Raw genomic sequence first — 19,975 nt, 5'->3', positions numbered from 1 at the left:
CCATGCGGTGGAAGCGTGCCGCGGGAAGGGCTCTGCTGGTCTGCTCGCTGCTGTTCGCGGGCCCTACCGGTGCGCGGGCCGGGGAGCCGGCCGGCGGCTCGGACGGGCGGGGCCCGATCACCCTGGTGACGGGCGGCGACCTCACGGGCTATTTGCGGGGTGTCCTCGACGGCTGGAACGACCGGCACCCGCGCGAGAAGGTGACCCTGGTCGAGTTGCCGGACGCGGCCGACGAGGTGCGGGCGCAGCTGGTCACCGAGCTGCGCTCGCGCAGTGACCGCTTCGACGTGCTGAACATCGACGTGGCATGGACCTCGGAGTTCGCGGCCGCGGGCTGGATCAAGCCCGTGAACGCCGACCGGTTTCCGCTGAAGCACTTCCTTCGTCCCGTGGTGGACACCGCGACCTTCGGGGGACGGCTCTATGCGGTTCCCTATGTGACCAACGCGGGGCTGCTCTACTACCGCAAGGACGTGCTCGACCGGGAGGGTGTGCGGCCGCCGCGCACCTGGGCCGAGTTGGAGCGGCTGGCGAAAACGGTCGCGCCCAAGTACGGGTTGGACGGCTACGCGGGCCAGTTCCTGCCGTACGAGGGGCTGACCGCCAACGTCGGTGAGGCCGTTCAGTCGGCGGGCGGTTCGGTGCTCGCGGGCGAGGGCTCGCGGGTGACGGTGGACTCCCCGGCGGCCCGCCGGGGCCTGTCCTTCCTCCTCGACGGGGTGCGCGAGGGCTGGATCCCGCAGCGGGCGCTGACGTACAAGGAGGAGGAGTCCCGCAAGGCGTTCCAGGACGGCCGGCTGCTGTTCCTGCGGAACTGGCCGTATGCGTACGCGCTGGCCAACGCCCGGTCGTCGAAGGTGGCGGGGAAGTTCGGCGCGGTGCCGCTGCCGGGCGCCGACGGGCCGGGTTCCAGCGCGCTGGGCGGCTCCAATCTTGCGGTCAATGCGCAGTCGCGGCATCAGAGGACGGCCACCGAGCTGATCTCCTATCTGACGTCCGAACCGGTCCAGCGCCGGGTGCTCACCGAGGGCGCACTGCCGCCGGTATGGGCCGATCTGTACGCGGATCCCGAGCTGGTGCGCCGCTTCCCGTACCTTCCGACGCTCAAGCGGGGCGTGCTGGCGGCCAAGCCGCGTCTGAAGAGCCCGCACTACGACCAGGTGAGCCTGGCGGTGCAGGCGGTGATGCACGATGCGCTGGTCCACCGCCGCAGCACGGACGCCACCGTCGCGCGGCTGACGCGGGAGCTTCGGGCCATCGTCGACCGCGGCTGACCCCGCGAGGCTCCCCGCACTCCCCCGCTCTCCTCTACTTACATGTTAAGTACAGGCGCGCTGCACAATCTCCCATAAAACCGGGCATCTCACAGCGAGTTTCGACCATTTCGTTGACACTCAAAAGACATCCCTACTTAACATGCATGCATAACAGCGATCGCAGCCGCACGGCATGCCCAGGCAAGAACGGGATCACGGCAGATGCTCATAGCCACGGCAGGGAACGGCTCCCCGGCCGACTCCGCCCCCTCTCCCTCCCTCCCCGGCCCGGCCTCCCCCGCGCCCTCCGCGGCCGCCACCGGAACCCCGTCCCAGGACCCGGCACAGCGCTGGTGGCGCGATGCGGTGATCTACCAGGTCTACGTCCGCAGCTTCCTCGACAGCACCGGCGACGGCATCGGCGATCTGGCCGGCGTCTGCACGGGGCTGGCGTACCTCAAGAAGCTCGGGGTGGACGGCATCTGGCTCAGCCCCTTCTACCCCTCCCCCCAGCACGACCACGGCTATGACGTCGCGGACTACCGCGAGGTGGACCCCGTATACGGCGACCTCGCCGAATTCGACCGCCTGGTGGCCGACGCCCACCGGCTGGGTCTGAAGGTGCTCCTGGACATCGTCCCCAACCACTGCTCCAGCGCGCACCCGTGGTTCCGGGCCGCCCTCGAGGACGGTCCCGGCAGCCCGGCACGGTCGCGCTTCCACTTCGCCGACGGGCGCGGAGCGGACGGCGAGCTGCCGCCCAACAACTGGCGGGCCATGTTCGGCGGTGCCGCCTGGTCCCGGGTCACGGAGGCGGACGGGAGCGCGGGCCAGTGGTACCTCCACATGTTCACGCCCGAGCAGCCGGATCTGAACTGGCGCGACCCCGCCGTGGCCGCCGACTTCGACCAGGTGCTGCGCTTCTGGCTGGACCGCGGTGTCGACGGCTTCCGCATCGATGTGGCGGCCGGGCTGTTCAAGCACCCCGAGCTCCCCGACTCCCCCGACCCAGCGGCCGACGAGCGGACCCGCGACTCCGTCAACCCGCTGGCCTGGAACCAGCCCGAGGTGCACCAGGTGTGGCGCGACTGGCGCGCGGTGTGCGAGGAGTACACGGCCCGGGACGGCCATGACCGGCTGCTGGTCGGCGAGGTCTCCGTACGGACCCCGAGCGAGCAGGCGGCATACGTCCGGCCCGACGAGCTGCACCAGGCTTTCTTCTTCCACCTGCTGACCGCGCACTGGGACGTCGACACCTTCCGCCGGGTCATCTCCGAGGCGCTGACCGATATCGCGGACACCGGATCCACCGTCACCTGGGTGCTCAACAACCACGACCAGGTCCGGACCGTCACCCGGTACGCGGCCGTCCCCGGGAGCGCCGGGCCGACGGAGTCCTCGAGCGGGCTGGGCCCCGCGCGCGCCCGCGCCGGCGCCCTGCTGATGCTGGCCCTGCCCGGCGCCGCGTACCTCTACCAGGGCGAGGAGCTGGGCCTGCCGGAGGTCGTCGACCTGCCCGACGAGGTCCTCACCGACCCGATCTTCCACCGCACGGGCAGCCGCCAGCACATCCGCGACGGCTGCCGGGTGCCGCTGCCCTGGTCCGGGCACGCCTCCCCGTTCGGCTTCACCTCCGGCACCGACGCGGCGCGGCCCTGGCTGCCGCAGCCCGCGTGGTTCGCCGACCACGCCACGGACCGGGCGCTCGCCGACACCCGGTCGTTCTGGCACCTGTACCGCGAAGGGCTGCAGCTGCGGCGCAGTCTTCCGCAACTCGGCGAAGGCACCCTGCGCTGGCTGGAGTCCCCGCCGCAGGTGCTGGCGTTCGTCCGTGGCGACGGTCTGGTCTGCGCCGTCAACTTCGGCACCGATCCGGTGCCCGCTCCCGTACCCGGTGTCCCGCTGCTGGCGAGCGGTGACTGCCCGGCGGGCACGCTCCCGGGCTCCACCGCCGCCTGGTGGATGCACGCGCCCGCACCCCGTTAGCGCCCGCAGTTCCTCCTCCCCGTACCACCCCTCCCCCACGCTCCCCGTCAGTCCTCCGAAGGGAACCCACGATGAGACGACCCGCAGTACGACCCACCCGAGCCGCCGTGTCCGGCGCCGCCGTGCTCGGTCTGGCGCTCGGCGCCACCGCATGCGGCGGCAATGTGTCCGCCGGGGGCAAGAAGCAGGAACTCACCGGCCAGACCGTGACCGTGGCGGGCGTCTGGACCGGCGTGGAACAGCAGAACTTCAAGAAGGTCCTGGACGCGTTCTCCGAGAAGACCGGTGCGAAGGTCACCTTCGCCTCCACCGGTGACAACGTCTCGACGGTCATCGGCAGCCAGGTCGAAGGCGGCAACGCCCCCGATGTGGTGATGGTCCCCCAGGTCGGCGTGCTCCAGCAGTTCGCCAAGAAGGGCTGGCTGACTCCCCTGTCGGCGGAGGTCGGCGCGGAGGCCGACAAGAACTTCGCGAAGGTCTGGAAGGACTACGGCACGGTCGACAAGAAGTACTACGGCCTGTACTTCAAGGCCTCGCACAAGTCGACGGTCTGGTACAGCCCGGAGGCATTCGACCAGGCCGGGGTCGCCCCCGCGAAGACGTACCAGGAGCTGCTGAAGTCGGGCCGTACGCTGTCCGACTCGGGCGTGCCGGCCTTCTCCGTCGCGGGCGAGGCGGGCTGGCCGCTGACCGACTGGTTCGAGAACATCTACCTCTCCCAGGCCGGTCAGGAGAAGTACGACCGGCTCGCCGCCCACAAGATCCCGTGGACGGACCCCAGCGTGGTCAAGGCGCTCACCGCACTCGGCAAGCTGTTCAGCGACAAGAACCTGGTGGCGGGCGGCGGTTCGGGCGCACTGCGCACCGATTTCCCCGAGTCCGTCCAGCAGGTCTTCGGCCCGGAGCCGAAGGCGGCCATGGTCTACGAAGGTGACTTCGTCAGCGCGCTGGTCACCGATGAGCTCCACAAGGAGGTCGGCAAGGACGCGAAGTTCTTCCCCTTCCCCGCGGTCGACGGTGGCAAGGCCCCGGTGGTCAGTGGCGGCGACGCCGCGGTGGTGCTCAAGGCGGGGAAGCACAAGAAGGCCGCAATGGAGCTGGTGAAGTACCTGGCCACTCCCGAGGCCTCCAGCGTCTGGGCCAAGGCGGGCGGCTACCTCTCGCCCAACAAGAAGGTGCCCGCGGACGCTTACCACGACGAGGTCACCCGCAAGGCCGCCGCGTCCCTCACCGGCGCCGGGAACTCCGTGCGCTTCGACATGTCCGACCAGGCTCCCGCTGCCTTCGGCGGCACCCAGGGCGCCGGTGAATGGAAGCTGCTCCAGGACTTCCTGCGCGACCCCTCGGACCCCGAAGGCACGGCCCACAAGCTCGAGGCCGCCGCGGCCAAGGCGTACGGAAAGTAAGGACCAGGGCCCGAGCCATGCCTGTCACCACTCCCGCGGCGGCGCGCGCCACCTCGCGCGCCGCCGCGCCCCTCCCTCCGGGCGGCACCCCCGGCAGCACCACCGACCCCGTACGGCGCGCCGTCCGGCGCCGCCGCCGGATCGCCGTGCTGTTCCTGTTTCCCGCGCTGTTGCTGCTGGGCGCCCTCGTCGCGTACCCCATCGTGTTCTCGGTCGTCCGCAGCCTGTACGACGCCTCCGGCAACACCTTCGTCGGCGTCGGCAACTACACGGCGATGTTCCAGGACCCCGCCACGCTCCGCGCCATCCGCAACAGCGCGCTCTGGGTCGTCTTCGCCCCCGCGCTGCTGACCGGGCTCGGTCTGGTCCTCGCCGTGCTGACCGAGAAGATCCGGTGGAAGACGGCGTTCAAACTGCTGATGTTCATGCCCATGGCGATCTCCTTCCTCGCCGCGGGCATCATCTTCCGCCTCGCCTACGAGCAGGATCCGCAGCGCGGTGTGCTCAACGCGATCACGGTCGGCATCCACGACACGGTCCAGGGCGAGTCCGTCTCGTTCCCCACCGCCAAGGCGCGCCTCGGCGACAAGCGGCTGACCAAGGGCCACGACGGTTCCTACCGCACGGCGCACCGCACCGGCCCGGGGAACACCGTCAACCTTGGTCTGGTCGGCGTCGCGCCCAAGGACCTGCCCGCGCAGGCGCGGCCGGCCGCCGGGGCCGCCGAGTCCCCGGCCGGCAAGGGTGAACTGCGGGGCGTGGTCTACCTCGACTTCACCCCCGGCGGTGGCGGCACCCCCGGCACGGTGGACCCCCGCGAACGCGGTCTGCCGAAGCTCGCCGTCGAGGCCGTCGACTCCCACGGCAAGGTCGTGGCGACGACCACCACCGCGGCGGACGGCTCCTACCGGCTGCCCCGTCTGGCTCCGGGCTCGTACGCCGTCCAGCTCCCCGCCAAGGACTTCGCCCCGCCGTACGAGGGCATCTCCTGGCTCGGACCGGCCCTCATCACGCCCGCCATCATCGGCGCCTATATGTGGATCTGGACCGGCTTCGCGCTCGTCCTGATCGGCGCGGGACTCGCCTCGATGCCGCGGGACGTCCTGGAGGCGGCCCGGATGGACGGCGCGAACGAATGGCAGGTCTTCCGCAGGATCACCGTGCCGCTGCTCGGCCCCGTGCTGGGTGTGGTGTTCGTGACGATGGTGATCAATGTGATGAAGGTCTTTGACCTCGTCTACATCATCGCCCCCGGTCCCGTACAGCAGGACGCCAATGTCCTGGCCCTGCAGATGTGGCTGGTCTCCTTCGGCGGCGGCAACAACCAGGGCCTCGGCAGCGCCCTCGGTGTCCTGTTGCTGCTCCTGGTGGTCCCGGCCATGTTCCTCAACATCCGACGTTTCCGCAGGAGCCAGTCATGACCACCGTCCCCGGAACCGCAGCGTCCCGCAGGCGGACGACGGCACGGCCGGTGCGGCGTCTCAGCCGCGGTGCGATCCAGCTGTTCCTGCTTCTCATCGGCCTGGTCTGGCTCACCCCTGCCGCGGGACTCTTCCTCTCCTCCCTGCGTACCGAGGAGAAGAACGCGAGCAGCGGCTGGTGGACCGCGCTCACCGCGCCCGGTCAGCTGTCGCTGGACAACTACACGGCGCTGCTCAAGGACTCGGGCATCGTCCAGGCGTTCTGGAACACGGTACTGATCTCGGTGCCCACCACCCTCGCCGTGGTCGTGATCGCCGCGCTGGCCGGATACGCCTTCGCCTGGCTGGACTTCCCCGGCCGGGACTGGATCTTCCTGGTGGTGGTCGCCATGCTGGTGGTGCCGGTCCAGATCGGACTGCTGCCGGTGGCCAAACTGTTCGGCGCGCTCGGCCTGTTCGGCTCCATCCCGGGTGTGGTCCTCTTCCACACCGCCTACGGCCTGCCGTTCGCCATCTTTCTGCTGCGCAACTACTTCGCGGAGATCCCCAAGGAGATGCTGGAGGCCGCCCGTATGGACGGCGGCGGGGAGTGGCGCATCTTCTCCCAGCTGGTCCTGCCGCTGGGCCGCCCCGCGATCGCCAGCCTGGCCATCTTCCAGTTCCTGTGGGTCTGGAACGACATGCTGGTCGCGCTGCTCTTCGCCGACAACGCGTCCCAGCCGCTGACGGTGGCCCTGCAGTCGCAGATGCGGCAGTTCGGCAGCAACATCGGGGTGCTGGCACCCGGCGCCTTCCTGTCGCTGATCGTGCCGCTGATCGTGTTCTTCGCCTTCCAACGGCACTTCGTGCAGGGAATCATGGCGGGTTCGGTCAAGTAGTGCGTCGTTGACGGTGCGGTGGCGGTAGCCGGACGGGCCATTTACGACAGGGCGTTGCGGCGCGGGCGGATCGGGCCGCCCGCGCCGCAACGGCGTCTCGCTTTCCGCCCGCCTCATGCGGTCGTCGTTATTCGCTCGCCTCTCCCACCCGGGCGGGCTAGGTTGGCGCGATGCCCGAACTGCGAACCGAGCGCCTGCTGCTGCGCGCCTGGCGCCCCTCCGACCTGGCGCCCTGGTCGGCGATGAACGCCGATCCCGAAGTCCGCCGGTACTTCCCGGACGTGCTGACGCGTGAGCAGAGCGCGGCGTCCGCCGCCCGCTTCCAGGCCGCCCTCGACGAGCGCGGCTGGGGATGGTGGGCCGTCGAGGTCCGCGCCACCGGGGAGTTCATCGGCTTCACCGGGCTCGACCCGGTGGACGAGGACATGCCCTTCACGGGAGTGGAAGCCGGCTGGCGTCTGACCCGGTCGGCCTGGGGGCACGGTTACGCCACCGAGGCCGCCCGAGCCGCCCTGGCCTTCGGCTTCACCACCCTCGGTCTGCCGGAGATCCTCGCGGTGACGACCGCCACCAACCTCCGCTCCCAGGCCGTGATGCGCCGGCTCGGCATGACCCACGACCCCTCGGACGACTTCGACGATCCCGACGTCTTTGACGGCCCGCTGCGCCGCAACGTGGTGTACCGGGTCTCCGCCGGGACGGCCGTGACCCGGTAGCCCGGTCAGGCGACCAGGTTCAGCCAGGCCGCCGCGAGTGCGGCGTGGCCGGCCGGCGTCGGGTGCACGCCGTCCTCGGCCCAGTATTCCGGTCCGGTCGACACGGCGAGTTCGGCGAACATCCGGTCCGCGGCGAGCAGTTGGGCGCCATACGTATCGGCGAGGTCCCGCACGGCCCGGATCTTCGGGTCCAGGTCGGCGCGCCACTCCTTTCGCTCCGCCACTCCGATGCGTGCGGCACCGGCCTCGACGACGCCGTGGACCGGCAGGAGGAACGGCTCGATGAGGATCAGGTCCGTGCCCGCCTCGGCGAGGGGCGCGAGCAGCCGGTCGTAGCCCGCGGTGAACTCCTCCACGGGGATCACGCGCCCCTCCGGGTCCAGTGTGTGCCGGCCCATGTCGTTGACCCCGACGAGGATCGAGACCACGTCCGGGCCCGCGTCGAGTACATCCGTCTGCCAGCGGGCTTCGAGGTCGCCCACCTTGTGGCCGGCGATCCCGGTGCAGCCAGGTGACGCGCCGGTCCGGGCGGCGCAGGCCCCACTCGCCCGCGACGCGCAGCGGGTAGCCGAACCCGAGCCCGTCCTCGCTCTCCAGTCGTTGGCAGTCGGTGATCGAATCGCCGGTGAACATCACGGTGCTTCCCGGCCTGATGGTGATCGTCATGTGCGCTCCTTGAACTCGGGTGAGGCGAGAGAACGGGCGGCGCTCAGGAGAACGGGGCCGCGTCAGCTGTCCGGGGCACCGAACCACTGGCCGGCGGTCTGCTCGAACGCCTCGCGGTCAGGGGTGCGCTCACCGGCCAAGGCGACGACGCCGTCGGGCCGGACGAGCACGGCGCCCAGTCCCAGGTCGTTCTCCGCCGGACCGGCTGCGTACCGCATCCGGCTCTCCCAGCCCTTCGCCGCATCGCGCAGGCACCGATCGGCGCTGAAATCGAGCGCGACGCCCCGCCCGTCCCGCATCAGGTCGCTCAGGCGCGTGCCGTTTTCGAGACGGAAGTCGGGGGCGCTGCGGCCGACCCATGGATGCTCGCTGCCGAGGTCGTATCGGATCGACGCTCCCGACAGCCTCCCGGCCACGTAGGTCGCTCCGTCCCGGGTCCCGATCAGGTCGCGGATCACTCCCTGGATCGCCTGGCAGTGCGGGTCCGGCCGCATGATGGCCACTTGGGCGCGCGACCAGTCGAGCACCTTGGCGCCGATCGGACGGCGCTCGCGGGTGTAGCTGTCGAGCAGCCCGTCCGGGGCGTGTCCGTGCACGGTCGCCGCGAGCTTCCACCCCAGGTTCATGGCGTCGCCGATGCCGGTGTTGAGTCCCTGTCCGCCGAGGGGCGAGTGGATGTGGGCGGCGTCGCCCGCGAGCAGGACGCGTCCTTGCCGGTAGGTCGTCGTCTGCATCGCCCGGTCGGTGAAGCTGGAGGCGAGATGTACCTCGCTCAGCGTCACGTCGGTGCCGGATACCCGGCGCAGAACCGCCTGGAGATGGTCGCGGGTCAGCTGCTGCGAGCGGTCGAACGCGCCGCCGTCGAAGTCCACCATGGCGATGTGCCCCTCCAGGAGCCGGAGGTACATGCCCGTCGGCGTCAGGTTGATCCCGGGGCCCAGCTTCTCGGCATCGGCGGCGGTGGCCTGCATGGTGTAGCCGGTGAACTGCGGCTCGGTGCCCACGAACGCGAAGTCCGCGAGTCCGCGCACCGTGCTGCGTCCGCCGTCGCAGCCGACGACCCAGCGGGCCGGGTACGCATGCTCGCCGGCGTACGCGACCGCGCTCTGCTCGTGCCGGCTGAGGGCGGAGACCGTGACGCCGTGCCTGATCTCCACGCCGAGCCGGGATGCCTGCTCGGCCAGCAGCGTCTCGACCGCTTCGAGGTGAGTCAGCATGCCGTCCATCGCCTGTCCGGGAAGCCGGTACGGCAGGGCGGTGGCGTCGACCCGGTCCGGGTCGATCCTGATGCCTGCGAAATGGCCCACGCCACGAAGGGAGGCCGGCTCGCGCGCCGCTTCGGCGTCCGCGCCGGGATCGCCGTGGCCGCCCGAGGCCGTCCGCAGCTGATGCAGCATCCCGCGGCGGTGGAACGCCTCGGTCGAAGCGGCGGACAGGCCCCGCGTCCCGAGCAGCTTCCCCTTGAACGGGGAGCGGGACTCGGGCTCCCGCTCCAGCACCAGGACGGAACAGCCCGCGCGGCCGAGCTCACAGGCAAGGAACAGACCGACCGGGCCGGCACCCACGATCACCACGTCATGCACAAGAGATCCCTTTCCCCAACCGTCAGCCGGGCGGACACCCGGCGGGACCTCTCAAAAGGTGCCGGACCCCGCCGACATCGGACCGACAGTCACCGACAGGCCGCCGACACCGGTCCGGCAGGCGTCACCGACCGGTGAGGGCGGCGGTCCGCGGCAAAAGCGTCTCCAGTCCCGGCGGCAGGGGTGCCGCGTGGATCACGCCGAGCCGTTGGGTGGCCCGGGTGAGAGCGACGTAGAGGTCACTGGCCCCGAACTCCGCCGGCTCCACGACTATCACCGTGTCGAATTCCAGACCCTTGGCCTGCCGCGGGTCGATGAGGACCACCGGGCGGGTCAGGTCCGGGGAGGAACCGGCGGAGGCGGCCGGGAGGGCGGCGGCCAGGGCCTCGTGGCGGGACCGTGGGGCGATCACGGCGAGGCGGCCCTGCTCCTGGGCTTCCCGTGCGACGGCCTCGGCGACGGTGCGCGCGCAGTCGTCGGTACGCTGCGCCCAGGGGGGAACACCGGTGGAACGGATCGAGCGCGGCGGTTCGAACGCGGGGTCCGTGGACCGGGGCACCTCCGCCGCGATGTCCATGATCTCGCTCGGCGTACGGTAATTGACCCCGAGCCTGACGTGCTGCCAGCGGTCGCCGGTGTACGGCGCGAGGATGCTCGCCCACGAGCCGCAGCCACCCGGCTCGGCGGTCTGTGCCGGGTCGCCGACCAGGGTCATCGACCGGGTGGGACAGCGGCGCATCAGCAGCCGCCAAATCATCGCGGAGAGCTCTTGTGCCTCGTCCACGATGATGTGGCCGAATGCCCAGGTCCGGTCGGCCGCCGCGCGTTCGGCAGCGGTGCGGTGGTCGGCCTCCTCCTGCCGGTCGGCGAGCCGTTCCGCGTCCAGCAGATCGTGCGCGGCCAGTACCTCGGAGTCCTCGTCCACCTTGTCCTCGAACTCCTGGGTACGGGAGCCGTAGGAGAGTTCGAGCACCCCCTGGGCATAGGCAATCTGCTCCTGGCGTTCCGCCTCGGCCGCGGCGCGGGCCGCCGAGTCGTCCTCGCCGAGGAGTTCGGCCGCCTCGTCCAGCAGGGGGATGTCCGCAGGGGTCCAGTCGCCGTCCGCACGGCGGATCACTTCCGCGTCGGCCTCCGGAAGGTGGGCGGGGTCGGCGAGGAAGTCGGCGACCAGCCGCTGCGGCGTGAGGTCGGGCCACAACTCCTCGATGGCGCGTTGCACTTCGGCGCTGGTGGCGATCGCCTTGCCGAGCTGGGCGAGGTCGTCGGGGCCGAGGAAGTTCGGCCCGCCGAAGGGGTCGGCGCCCAGCCGGTCGGCGAGTTGTGCGGTGAGGGCGTCGATGACGCGGAAGGCGAAGTGGGGGCGGGCGAGGTTGTGCGGCAGCCTGGTCTCACGCGCGAGGCGGCGTGCCTCGTACGCCATGTCCGCGTCCAGCCGCAGTTCGCCGTCCTCGTGGTCGATCACGATCTCGGGGCCGGGCAGGGTCTGCCGGTCCCGTACGTACGCCGCCAGGGCGTCCGCCATCTCCGCACGGCCCTTGACCCGGGCGGCTTCGGCGCTGTCGGTGCCGGTCGCGGTCACGCCCGGGAAGAGCTCACCGGGTGTGGCGAGCAGGACGCCCGTCTCGCCGAGCGAGGGCAGCACCTCCTCGATGTAGCTGAGGAACGCGGGGTTGGGCCCGACGATCAGCACGGCGCGGCGGGCGAGCAGTTCGCGGTGCGCATAGAGCAGGTATGCGGCGCGGTGCAGCGCGACGACGGTCTTGCCGGTGCCGGGCCCGCCCTCCACGACGAGGACACCGCGGTGCGGGGCACGGATGATCGCGTCCTGTTCCGCCTGGATCGTCTGCACGATGTCGTGCATCCGGCCGGTGCGCGCCGCGTCCAGCGCGGACAGCAGGACGGCGTCCGCGTCGGCGCCCTCGTACCCGGTGCGTTCGGTGTCGTCGAGGTCGAGGATCTCGTCATGGAGGGCGGTGACGTTCCGGCCCTCGGTCGTGAGGTGACGCCTGCGGCGCAGCCCCATCGGGGTGTGCCCGGTGGCGAGGTAGAACGGGCGGGCGACCTCGGCCCGCCAGTCGAGGACCAGCGGGGTCCGGTCCGCGTCGTCGCGCCGGATGCCGATACGGCCGATGTGGTGATCACGCCCGTCCCGGAAGACCAGCCGGCCGAAGCACAGGCCGTTCTCGCCGGCGTCGAAGGCGGCCAGCAGGCCCGCGTGCTCGGCCACCAGCACATCGCGCTCCAGCCGTGCCTGGGCATGGTTCCCGTCCAGCGGGAGGGCCGCGTTCACCGCCCTCTCGGATCCGGTCCGCAGTTCGGCGAGGCGTTCATAGAGCAGGTCAATGAATTCCTGTTCGCGCCGCATTTCCTCGTTTGACAATTCAGCTCCGCTCGGGTAAAGTTCGGTAATGAAGTTGGGCTTACTTCATTACCTGGTGAAGGCTCGGTATGAAGACACAGAAGCCCTCAATATACACAGAGAAATACCCCGGCCGTCAATGCGGACCGGGGTATTTCTGTGTGTGCCGCCGGACTATTCACCCGGGCGCCGGACGGGCCCCCGGCCCCCTTCCGGAGAAGCGGGGACGGGCGCCCATGACGAGGTGTTTCACCACTTGTGAGCGACGTCCACGATCAGCTCGTGACCGGACTGGACCACCCGGAACGGCAGCTTGGCGCGCAGGCCCAGGCCGACCTGGGTCTGCCCTTCGAAGCTCGCCCCGAACTTGGTGTCCGTGAACGTCTTGTATCCGGTGATGTTCACTCCCGGGAGCGGCTTGCCGGCCGTCCCCGCATAGGTCTGCTTACCGGTCACCGGGTCGTGGCTGGGCGCGGACACGAATATCTGCAGGATGGCGCCGCCCTTGACGGGTATCCGCTCGCCCGAACCGTCCTGGTGGAACGCATCGACGTAACCGACGTGGTAGCCGGGCTTGCCGTCTGCTCCGCTGATATCGAAGACCATCCGGTCGTAGCACGCGGTGTGGCTCGCCTTGATGTCCCTCAAGGGCTTGGTGTTCGCGGTGGTCGCCGACTTGTTGCCGCTGCCCCAGGCGGTTGAGCAGGCCGCGGGGGCCTTGTCCGCCGGGCCGGTCGCGGCACCGGCCGCTCCTGCCGTGCCCGCCACGCCGGCGCCCGCCAGCACGAGCGCCGCGGCCACTGTCCCCAACCGTCGCATGAATGAACCTCCGAAGAAGAGTGCGTACAGATACGTGCGGTAGGACGGCTCGGGTGGCGGCGGAGTTGTCCGCCGGCCGGCATGTGGCCGACGGACGGGCCACGTTGTCGCGAAATCGAAGTGGTGTCCGGGTCGGACCGTCCGACCGAGGCGCCGCTGCCCGGAAGGCTGTTCAGCCGCGTCCCTACCGGCCGGCGAGGCGTCGCACCCGGATCGCGACGTCGTTCCAGACCGGTTCCGGCAGGTCGTGGCCGACGCCGGGCAACGAGACGAACCGCGCACCCGGGATACGGGCCGCAACGGCGCGCCCGGCAGCGGGTTTGACCAGGGGATCGTCCGCGCCGTGCAGGACCAGGGTCGGCGCCCTGATCCGGCTGATGGCGGGGCCGTGCCACGGCGCGCCGATCTGCCGGCTCTGGCTGTGCCCGTCGCGGACCCCGGAATCCGCCAGGCTGGTGACCGCGTCCCTGACGGCCTGCTCGTCGAGCGGATACGCGGGCGAGTGCAGGAGGCGGGCAAGGGCGATCCCGGCCTCGATATCGCCTTCGGACGTGTCCGGGTACCTCATCCGGGCGAGCTTGCCGAGCGTCCGCGGCCGGATGTAGCGCAGGGCGCCCAGGCCCGCGGCGTCGCCCGGCACGGCCGACACCGACGTCAGCGTCCGTACCCGCCCGGGGTGGCGCAGCGCGATGCGCTGGGCGATGGCGCCACCGAGCGACTGGCCGAAGAGATGGGCCGACTCCCAGCCCAGCGCGTCCATCACGGCGACGGCGTCGTCGGTCATGTCCTGGGCGGTGTACGACGCGCCGCGCTTGCGGACGAGCGCCGTGATGGGGTTGCCGGTCGCGGAGGGCGGCAGATGGGTCGATTCCCCCGCGTCGCGCTGGTCATAGCGGGCCACCGCGAATCCCTGCGCGGCCAGGGCCTGGGCCAGGCCGTCGGGCCACCAGAGACGCGAGACACCCAGGCCGGTCACCAGCAGCAGTGGCGCCTTGCCTTGAGCCGCCGTCAACTCGTCATAGGCCAGCTCCACTTCGCCGTTGCGGGCCCAGCGGGCCGGCGTCCATATGTTCATGATCCCCCTCAATACTGCGATCGGCGTTCGCAGTTATTAGCATAGCGGGCCGGGCGAGGGAGAGGGGTGGGTGAGGGTCGTGGTGGCCGAGGATCCAGTGGTGGTGTGGGAACGTCCCGAGCGAGGAGCGCGGGGGCCGGCACCCGAGCGCAGCCGTGGGCAGATCACCCGGGCCGCGGTCCGTCTGGCCGATGCCGGCGGGCTGGCCTCCGTGTCCGTGCGGCAGGTGGCCAAGGAACTGGGCACCGGCCCCGCGTCCCTCTACCGCTATGTCGCCGGCCGTGACGATCTGGTGGATCTGATGGTGGATGCGGCAACCGGCGAGATCGACCTCACGGTGTCCCTGACCGGGGACCCGGTGACGGATCTGGTGGCGCTGGCCACCCGCACCCGGGAGGTCCAACTCCGGCACCCCTGGCTGCTCGAGGTGCCGCCGGAGGCGATGCGGGTGGGTCCCTGCGGGCTGGACTACCTCGAATTCGCCCTCGGAGCCCTGGCGCCGGTGCGGATGACGGGACCGGCCAAGCTGGAGGCCGTCGCCGTGCTGAACGCGCTGGTCGCGATGGTGTCCCGCGCCGCCCTGCAGAGCCTCCGGTCGCCCTCTGCGCGCCAGTCGGCACAGGCCGCCTATCTCGCCACCGCGGCCGGGAAGGGTGCCCATCCGCTCCTCGCGCAGGCCCTCACCGACCACCCGGAAGCCCGCCCGGCGGCCGACCCGGCGCAGGATGCTCAAGACCTGTTCGAGCGGGTGGTCCGCCGGGTGCTGGCGGGCCTGCTCGCTCCCGCCCCGGAGTCACCGCGGCCTTCTCGTGGTTGAGGTGCGGGGCAGGCCCGGCGGATGGGAACAGGCCCGGCGGTCCGGGGCAGCCGGCACCGCCCCGCTGCGGTGCACCGTCAGGCGTCGGCCACGTCGACCACGTCGACCGCCACTCCCCTGCGGCGCAGTTCGGCCAGCTCCCCGGCCGGCGCACCGCGGTCGGTGACCACCCGGTCGTAGCGGGCGATGTCGCTGTAGGCATGGGTGGCGGACTTGCCGAACTTGGTGTGGTCCACCAGCAGCAGCGACCGCTCGGCGCAGTCCAGCATGGCTTCCTTGATCTCGGCGTAGTCGCGTATCGGGTGGAAGAGCCGGCCGCCGAGTACGGACACCGCGGACATCACCGCGAGGTCGGCGCGGAGACGGCCGAGGGCGCGCAGCACCTCGGGGCCGACGCAGGAGCCGAACTCGCCGCGGTAGCGGCCGCCGAGGAGGGTGACATCGGCGCCCGGTGTCTCGTCGAACAACCGGGCCACACCCAGGGAGTTGGTGACCACGGAGACCGCTTCGGTCCGCGCGATCCGGGCCGCGAGCGGGAAGACCGTGGTCGAGTCGTCCAGCACGAGGGTGCTGCCGGGGCGGATCTCGTCGGCGACGGCGGCACACAGCGCCTCCTTCACCGGCAGGTTCACGCCGGTGCGGAAGCGGGTGGCGGTCTCCATGGTGAGGGTCGGAAAGGGCGCGGCCCGGCCGCGTTCCTTGCGCAGCAGCCGGCGTTCGGCGAGTTGGTCCAGATCGCGGTGCATGGTCGCGAGGCTGACCCCGAAGTGTCTCGCCAGTTCGTCGATGCGCACGTCTCCGTGCTCGACGACATGGGCCAGTACGTCCTGCCGTCGCCGGTCGACCTCGGCCAGCGACGACCGTGCGGAAGCCATCGGGGCCGCCCCTTTCCGGTCGGACAGCGGCAGCGCGGCTACCGCTGCGGGTAGATGACGGCCTTGACGGCGGTCGCGTCGTGGGTGGCGACGGTCAGTGCGCTCTCGGCCTCGGCAAGACCGTAACCGTGCGAGACCAGGGAGTCGAGCCGGACCCTGCCCGACTCCACCAGGGAGATCGCGGTGGGCCAGGTGTGGGCGTAGCGGAAGGTGCCGGTCAGTTCCAGTTCGTAGTTCTGCACCCGGCTCACCGGCAGCGGCGCCTCGGCCCCGCCCATCCCGATGAGCACCACCCGTCCGGCCCGGGCCACGGTACGGATCGCCTCGCCGCTCACGGCGGGCACGCCGGAGCACTCCAGCAGGACGGTAGGGGTGTACGCCGCCTCGGACAGCGGTGTACGGGAGACATCGAGGGCCGTGGCGCCGACGGCCCGCGCGAGTTCCAGGCGGTGCGGGAGGACGTCGGTGACCAGTACCTCCCGTGCGCCGAAGGCCCGTGCCGTCTGGGCGGCGACCAGGCCGATGGGCCCGGCGCCGGTGATCAGCACCCGGTCGCCGGGGGCCACGCGGGCCTTGCGGCAGGCCCAGACCGCCACGGACAGCGGTTCGAGCAGGGCGGCTTCCTCGATGGTGAAGGTGTCGGGGACCTCGTGGGCGAAGCCCTCGCGCACGGCGAGGTATTCGCAGAAGGCGCCGTCCACGGGCGGCGTGGCGAGGAAGTGCATGTCCGGGCAGAGGTTGTAGCGGCCCGGACGGCATTCACCGCAGCTGCCGCAGGGCGTGCCGGGCTCGATGGAAACCCGCCGCCCCGTCCGGCGTTCGTCGGTGCCCGGACCGCAGGCGACGACCGTGCCGGCCGCCTCGTGCCCCAGCACGAGCGGTTCGCGTACGACGAAGTCGCCGATCCGCCCCTCGCGGTAGTAGTGCACGTCCGAGCCGCAGGTCCCGACCGCCTCGACGCGGACCAGGACCTCTCCCGGGCCGGGTGCGGGAACGGGACGGTTTTCGACGCTCAGCTTCCCGGGTCCGTGCAGTACGGCGGCACGCATGGTGGTGGGAATCCCGGATGTGGTGGTCATGGCGGGGTCACGGCTCCCTCGGGTGCGGGGGTGGGGCGGGGGCCGTGCACGATCCGGCTCCGGACCGGCGCGCCCCTGGATGTCAGCACGGTACCGCTTCTTTTTTTATCAGAGCAGTCTTGACTTCGCACAAAATGCGAGAAGACTTGCCCCGGCCGCCTGCCGACGCAGCCGGCGGTGCGCCCTCCCCCTTGCTCACCGATCACGCCCAGCCCCCTGGAGAGCCCATGAGCAGCCCCGCCCACCCCCGGCCGGCGCCGGTACCGGCCACCGGCCGCCCGCCGGCCGTCAGCAGCCACTCCCGATGTGCCCGCCTGGGCATACCCCCGGCACTGGCCTGGGGCTTCCTGGGGGTACTGCTGTTCATGACCGGCGACGGCGTGGAGACCGGCTTCTTCTCGAAGTACCTGGCCGATCAGGGCCTGGCCAAGCCGGATGCGGCGGCGGTCATCGCCGTCTACGGCATCACCGTCGCCCTCGGCGCCTGGCTCTCGGGAGCCCTCTCGGACCTGTGGGGGCCACGACGGGTGATGACCGCGGGATTCGCCATCTGGCTCGTCTTCCAGCTGCTGATGCTGACGGTGGCGCTGCCCGCCATGAACTATCCCCTGCTGATGCTCATCTACGGGCTGCGCGGGTTCGGTTATCCGTTGTTCGCCTACGGGTTCCTGGTGTGGGTGACCGCGGCGACCCCGCCACAGCGGCTGGGAACGGCGGTCGGCTGGTACTGGTTCGCCTTCACCGGCGGCCTGCCGACCCTGGGCTCACTCGTCGCCAGCGCCACGATCCCGATGGTCGGCTCGTACCGGACGCTGTGGCTCGCGCTCGGCCTGGTGGTGCTCGGCGGTCTGCTCGCCCTGCTGCTGGTGCGCGAGCCCACCGGCCGGAGCGGGCTCGCTCCCGGCCGCGGGCGTCCGCTCACGACCCTGGCGGGCAGCGTCTCGATCATGCGGCGCCGCCCCCGTGTCGCCATCGGCGCCGCGGTCCGCGTCTTCAGCACCGGCTCCCAGTTCGGCTTCCTGGTCTGCCTGCCGTTCTTCTTCACCGAGACGGTCGGCTTCAGCACCTCGGCCTGGCTGCGCCTGCTCAGCGTGATGTTCGCCGCGAACATCTTCGCCAACCTGTTCTTCGGGGCCGTCGGCGACCGCCTCGGCTGGCAGCGCACCATGACCTGGTTCGGCGCCGTGGCCTGCGCCCTCACCTGCCTGGCGCTGTATTACGTACCGGTCGTGGCAGGACCGCACTTCGCCGCCGCAGCGGTGGCCGCCGCCCTCTACGGCATCGCCCTGGCCGGCTATGTGCCGATCTCGGCGCTGGTTCCCGCGCTGGCGCCACACCACAAGGGACAGGCCATGTCCGCACTCAACCTGGGCGCCGGAGCGAGCACCTTCGCCGGCCCCGCCATCGTCGCCCTCGCCCTGGGCCCGGTCGGTGTGGAGGGCATCGTCTGGATCTTCGCCGTCCTGCACCTCGCCACCGCCGTCGCCATCCGCTTCCTCGAACCCGACCCGGAGTTCCTGACGCCCGACGTCCCGCCGGCCGTGGAGCACGCCGGCCTGCCCGCGGGGCAGCACTGACGCCCGGACGGGTGGCCCGTTCCACCCGTTACGCGGCGGCCGCCTGCGCGGCCGCGCGGGCGCGGGCGGCCGCGGCGCGTGCGGGGTCGCCGAGCTGTTCCTCGAGCCGGGCCTTGGCCGACCAGTTGTACGGGCAGACCGGGCGCAGCTGGATCCGCTCGCTGAGCAGGGTCCGTGCCAGGTCGGCCCGGCCCGAGCGGAGGGACGCCTCGACGAGGGTGCGCTGGATCGCGTCCCGCTGGGCGTGGCTGCCGCCGAAGGTGTGCAGGCGGTGGCGGACGGGCAGCAGCAGATCGACGGCCCGGCCGTAGTCCTGCCGGCCGTAGGCGATCAGGGCGCGGCAGACGGGCAGTCCGACATCGGCCGTCATCGCGCGGTTGGCGACGCCCCCCTCCGCCGCCAGCCAGTCTTCCCGGTCCCGGACGAGGCGCTGTGCCTGGGGGAAGCGGCCCGCCCCCACATAGGCCATGACCGCGTGTGCGTCGTTGAAGGCATAGTGCGGGCCGTCCTGGCGGCTCTCCCAGGCATCGGCGAGCCGGGCCCACCGCGCGCTCTGTTCCTCTTGCGCCAGGTAGAGCCGCCACAACAGCGCCGCGGCGTCGAGCAGTTCCATCGCCGCACCGGCCGAGGCGTCATGGTGGAGCGCGGAGTCGTAGATCTCCAGGACGCGGTCGGTGGCACCAAGCTCCAGTGTGTAGAGGGCGTAGTGCCACCAGTTGTGGACGGTGAGCAGACTGCCCCGGGCCCAGTCGTCCGTACGGGCGTCGAGAAAGCGGATCCCGTCCGCGAAACGTCCCCGCATCTCGTAGGTGTGCACCACGCTGTGGATGCCCCACACATCGCCCGGATGCTGCGCAAGGGCCGCCAGACCGACCTCCTCCGCCCGTTCGTAGTGGCCCGACTCCTCCAGCCCGAACGCATACATGCCGAGCAGCGGCCCGTGGTGGGGGTCGTCCTCGTCCCAGACGTCCAGTGCTCCGCCGACGCGGTCGCGCAGGCGCTGGGCGTCCCCGGTGAGGAAGTCGTGCTGGTGGCCGGCGAACAGTGCCAGCGCATCGCGCGGGAAGGCGACGGAGAGGTCGCCGAGGATGCGGCCGCCGCCGTGCAGGTCGCCGTCCAGCCATGCCGTTGCGGCGGCGATATGCATACGTTCCCGGGGTGTCAGCCGGTCGGTGTCCAGGCCGGCGCGGAAGCGGACGAAGCGTTCCCGTGCCGCGGCCGCGTCCTTCTCCTCGGTGCCCAGCACCCCCAGATAGGCGGCCAGCGTCTGCCCCATCACCGACCGCGGCGAGGCAGCGAGTACCGCCTGAGATGTCTCCACGACCCGGGGCCGGAAGAACAGCAGGTCGTCCAGGGCCTGTTCGTAGTGCGCAAGGGCCTCGGTGCCGGTCTCGCTCATCGGGTGCCCGTGTCGGTCCGCTGTCATGGTGGCTCCTGCGGGGTGAGGGAGGGGACGGGGCGA

At 71.2% G+C, this 19,975-nt stretch carries 16 protein-coding genes; 8 read left to right on the top strand and 8 right to left on the bottom strand.

The annotated features are described in order from the left end of the window. Positions 1 to 2 precede the first annotated feature (2 nt). The 6 genes from ABZ851_RS15580 to ABZ851_RS15555 all read left to right on the top strand — a co-directional run bounded on the left by ABZ851_RS15580 (position 3) and on the right by ABZ851_RS15555 (position 7,663). Positions 3 to 1,274 carry an ABC transporter substrate-binding protein gene (locus ABZ851_RS15580; protein ID WP_361126917.1) on the top strand — a complete coding sequence of 424 codons (1,272 nt, stop codon included), beginning with the start codon at positions 3 to 5 and terminating at the stop codon, positions 1,272 to 1,274. A 204-nt stretch (positions 1,275 to 1,478) separates the two neighbouring features. Then, on the top strand, positions 1,479 to 3,242 hold the full coding sequence (locus ABZ851_RS15575) for a glycoside hydrolase family 13 protein (RefSeq protein WP_361126914.1): 1,764 nt from the start codon (positions 1,479 to 1,481) through the stop codon (positions 3,240 to 3,242). A gap of 71 nt (positions 3,243 to 3,313) precedes the next feature. Next, positions 3,314 to 4,648, top strand: coding sequence for an ABC transporter substrate-binding protein (locus ABZ851_RS15570; protein WP_361126911.1), 1,335 nt, complete (start codon positions 3,314 to 3,316; stop codon positions 4,646 to 4,648). Positions 4,649 to 4,665: 17 nt separating this feature from the next. Then, complete coding sequence (locus ABZ851_RS15565; protein WP_361126908.1) at positions 4,666 to 6,069, top strand: ABC transporter permease subunit; 1,404 nt, start codon at positions 4,666 to 4,668, stop codon at positions 6,067 to 6,069. Next, entirely contained in the window at positions 6,066 to 6,947 is an 882-nt protein-coding gene (locus ABZ851_RS15560; protein WP_336048282.1) for a carbohydrate ABC transporter permease, read from the top strand. The genes ABZ851_RS15565 and ABZ851_RS15560 overlap by 4 nt, the downstream gene beginning before the upstream one ends. 170 nt (positions 6,948 to 7,117) lie before the next feature. After that, positions 7,118 to 7,663 carry a GNAT family N-acetyltransferase gene (locus ABZ851_RS15555; protein WP_361126905.1) on the top strand — a complete coding sequence of 182 codons (546 nt, stop codon included), beginning with the start codon at positions 7,118 to 7,120 and terminating at the stop codon, positions 7,661 to 7,663. Positions 7,664 to 7,668: 5 nt separating this feature from the next. Here ABZ851_RS15555 and ABZ851_RS15550 read toward each other — a convergent pair whose 3' ends face one another. The 5 genes from ABZ851_RS15550 to ABZ851_RS15530 all read right to left on the bottom strand — a co-directional run bounded on the left by ABZ851_RS15550 (position 7,669) and on the right by ABZ851_RS15530 (position 14,165). Further along, entirely contained in the window at positions 7,669 to 8,145 is a 477-nt protein-coding gene (locus tag ABZ851_RS15550) for a GDSL-type esterase/lipase family protein (RefSeq protein ID WP_361126902.1), read from the bottom strand. 246 nt (positions 8,146 to 8,391) lie between these two features. Continuing rightward, positions 8,392 to 9,912: an FAD-dependent oxidoreductase gene (locus ABZ851_RS15545; RefSeq protein ID WP_361126899.1), complete on the bottom strand. Its 1,521-nt coding sequence runs from the start codon at positions 9,910 to 9,912 to the stop codon at positions 8,392 to 8,394. Positions 9,913 to 10,036: 124 nt separating this feature from the next. Next, entirely contained in the window at positions 10,037 to 12,277 is a 2,241-nt protein-coding gene (locus ABZ851_RS15540) for an ATP-binding domain-containing protein (RefSeq protein WP_361127349.1), read from the bottom strand. Between the two features lie 243 nt (positions 12,278 to 12,520). Continuing rightward, positions 12,521 to 13,090, bottom strand: coding sequence for a hypothetical protein (locus tag ABZ851_RS15535; RefSeq protein ID WP_361126896.1), 570 nt, complete (start codon positions 13,088 to 13,090; stop codon positions 12,521 to 12,523). A gap of 184 nt (positions 13,091 to 13,274) precedes the next feature. Beyond that, the gene (locus tag ABZ851_RS15530) at positions 13,275 to 14,165 is read right to left on the bottom strand and encodes an alpha/beta hydrolase (protein ID WP_361126893.1); all 891 of its coding nucleotides are present in this window, start codon (positions 14,163 to 14,165) and stop codon (positions 13,275 to 13,277) included. Between the two features lie 70 nt (positions 14,166 to 14,235). Between ABZ851_RS15530 and ABZ851_RS15525 the strand changes: the two genes are divergently transcribed. Further along, on the top strand, positions 14,236 to 14,982 hold the full coding sequence (locus tag ABZ851_RS15525; protein ID WP_361126890.1) for a TetR/AcrR family transcriptional regulator: 747 nt from the start codon (positions 14,236 to 14,238) through the stop codon (positions 14,980 to 14,982). 77 nt (positions 14,983 to 15,059) lie between these two features. Here ABZ851_RS15525 and ABZ851_RS15520 read toward each other — a convergent pair whose 3' ends face one another. Together ABZ851_RS15520 and ABZ851_RS15515 are read right to left on the bottom strand one after the other, a co-directional pair. Next, complete coding sequence (locus ABZ851_RS15520) at positions 15,060 to 15,857, bottom strand: DeoR/GlpR family DNA-binding transcription regulator (RefSeq protein ID WP_361126887.1); 798 nt, start codon at positions 15,855 to 15,857, stop codon at positions 15,060 to 15,062. Between the two features lie 38 nt (positions 15,858 to 15,895). Beyond that, positions 15,896 to 16,936, bottom strand: coding sequence for an NAD(P)-dependent alcohol dehydrogenase (locus tag ABZ851_RS15515; protein WP_361126884.1), 1,041 nt, complete (start codon positions 16,934 to 16,936; stop codon positions 15,896 to 15,898). A 227-nt stretch (positions 16,937 to 17,163) separates the two neighbouring features. Between ABZ851_RS15515 and ABZ851_RS15510 the strand changes: the two genes are divergently transcribed. Continuing rightward, positions 17,164 to 18,513 (top strand): MFS transporter, encoded by a 1,350-nt coding sequence (locus tag ABZ851_RS15510; RefSeq protein ID WP_361126881.1) that lies wholly within the window; start codon positions 17,164 to 17,166, stop codon positions 18,511 to 18,513. 28 nt (positions 18,514 to 18,541) lie between these two features. Here the strand turns inward: ABZ851_RS15510 and ABZ851_RS15505 are convergent, their stop codons facing one another. Further along, positions 18,542 to 19,939, bottom strand: coding sequence for a tetratricopeptide repeat protein (locus ABZ851_RS15505; protein ID WP_361126878.1), 1,398 nt, complete (start codon positions 19,937 to 19,939; stop codon positions 18,542 to 18,544). Between the last annotated feature and the right edge of the window lie 36 nt (positions 19,940 to 19,975).

The organism is Streptomyces sp. NPDC047049 (genome assembly GCF_040643995.1).
GTDB lineage: Bacteria > Actinomycetota > Actinomycetes > Streptomycetales > Streptomycetaceae > Streptomyces > Streptomyces mooreae.
Note: the sequence above shows the minus strand (reverse complement) of the source record. Positions and strands in the feature narration are given on the sequence as shown.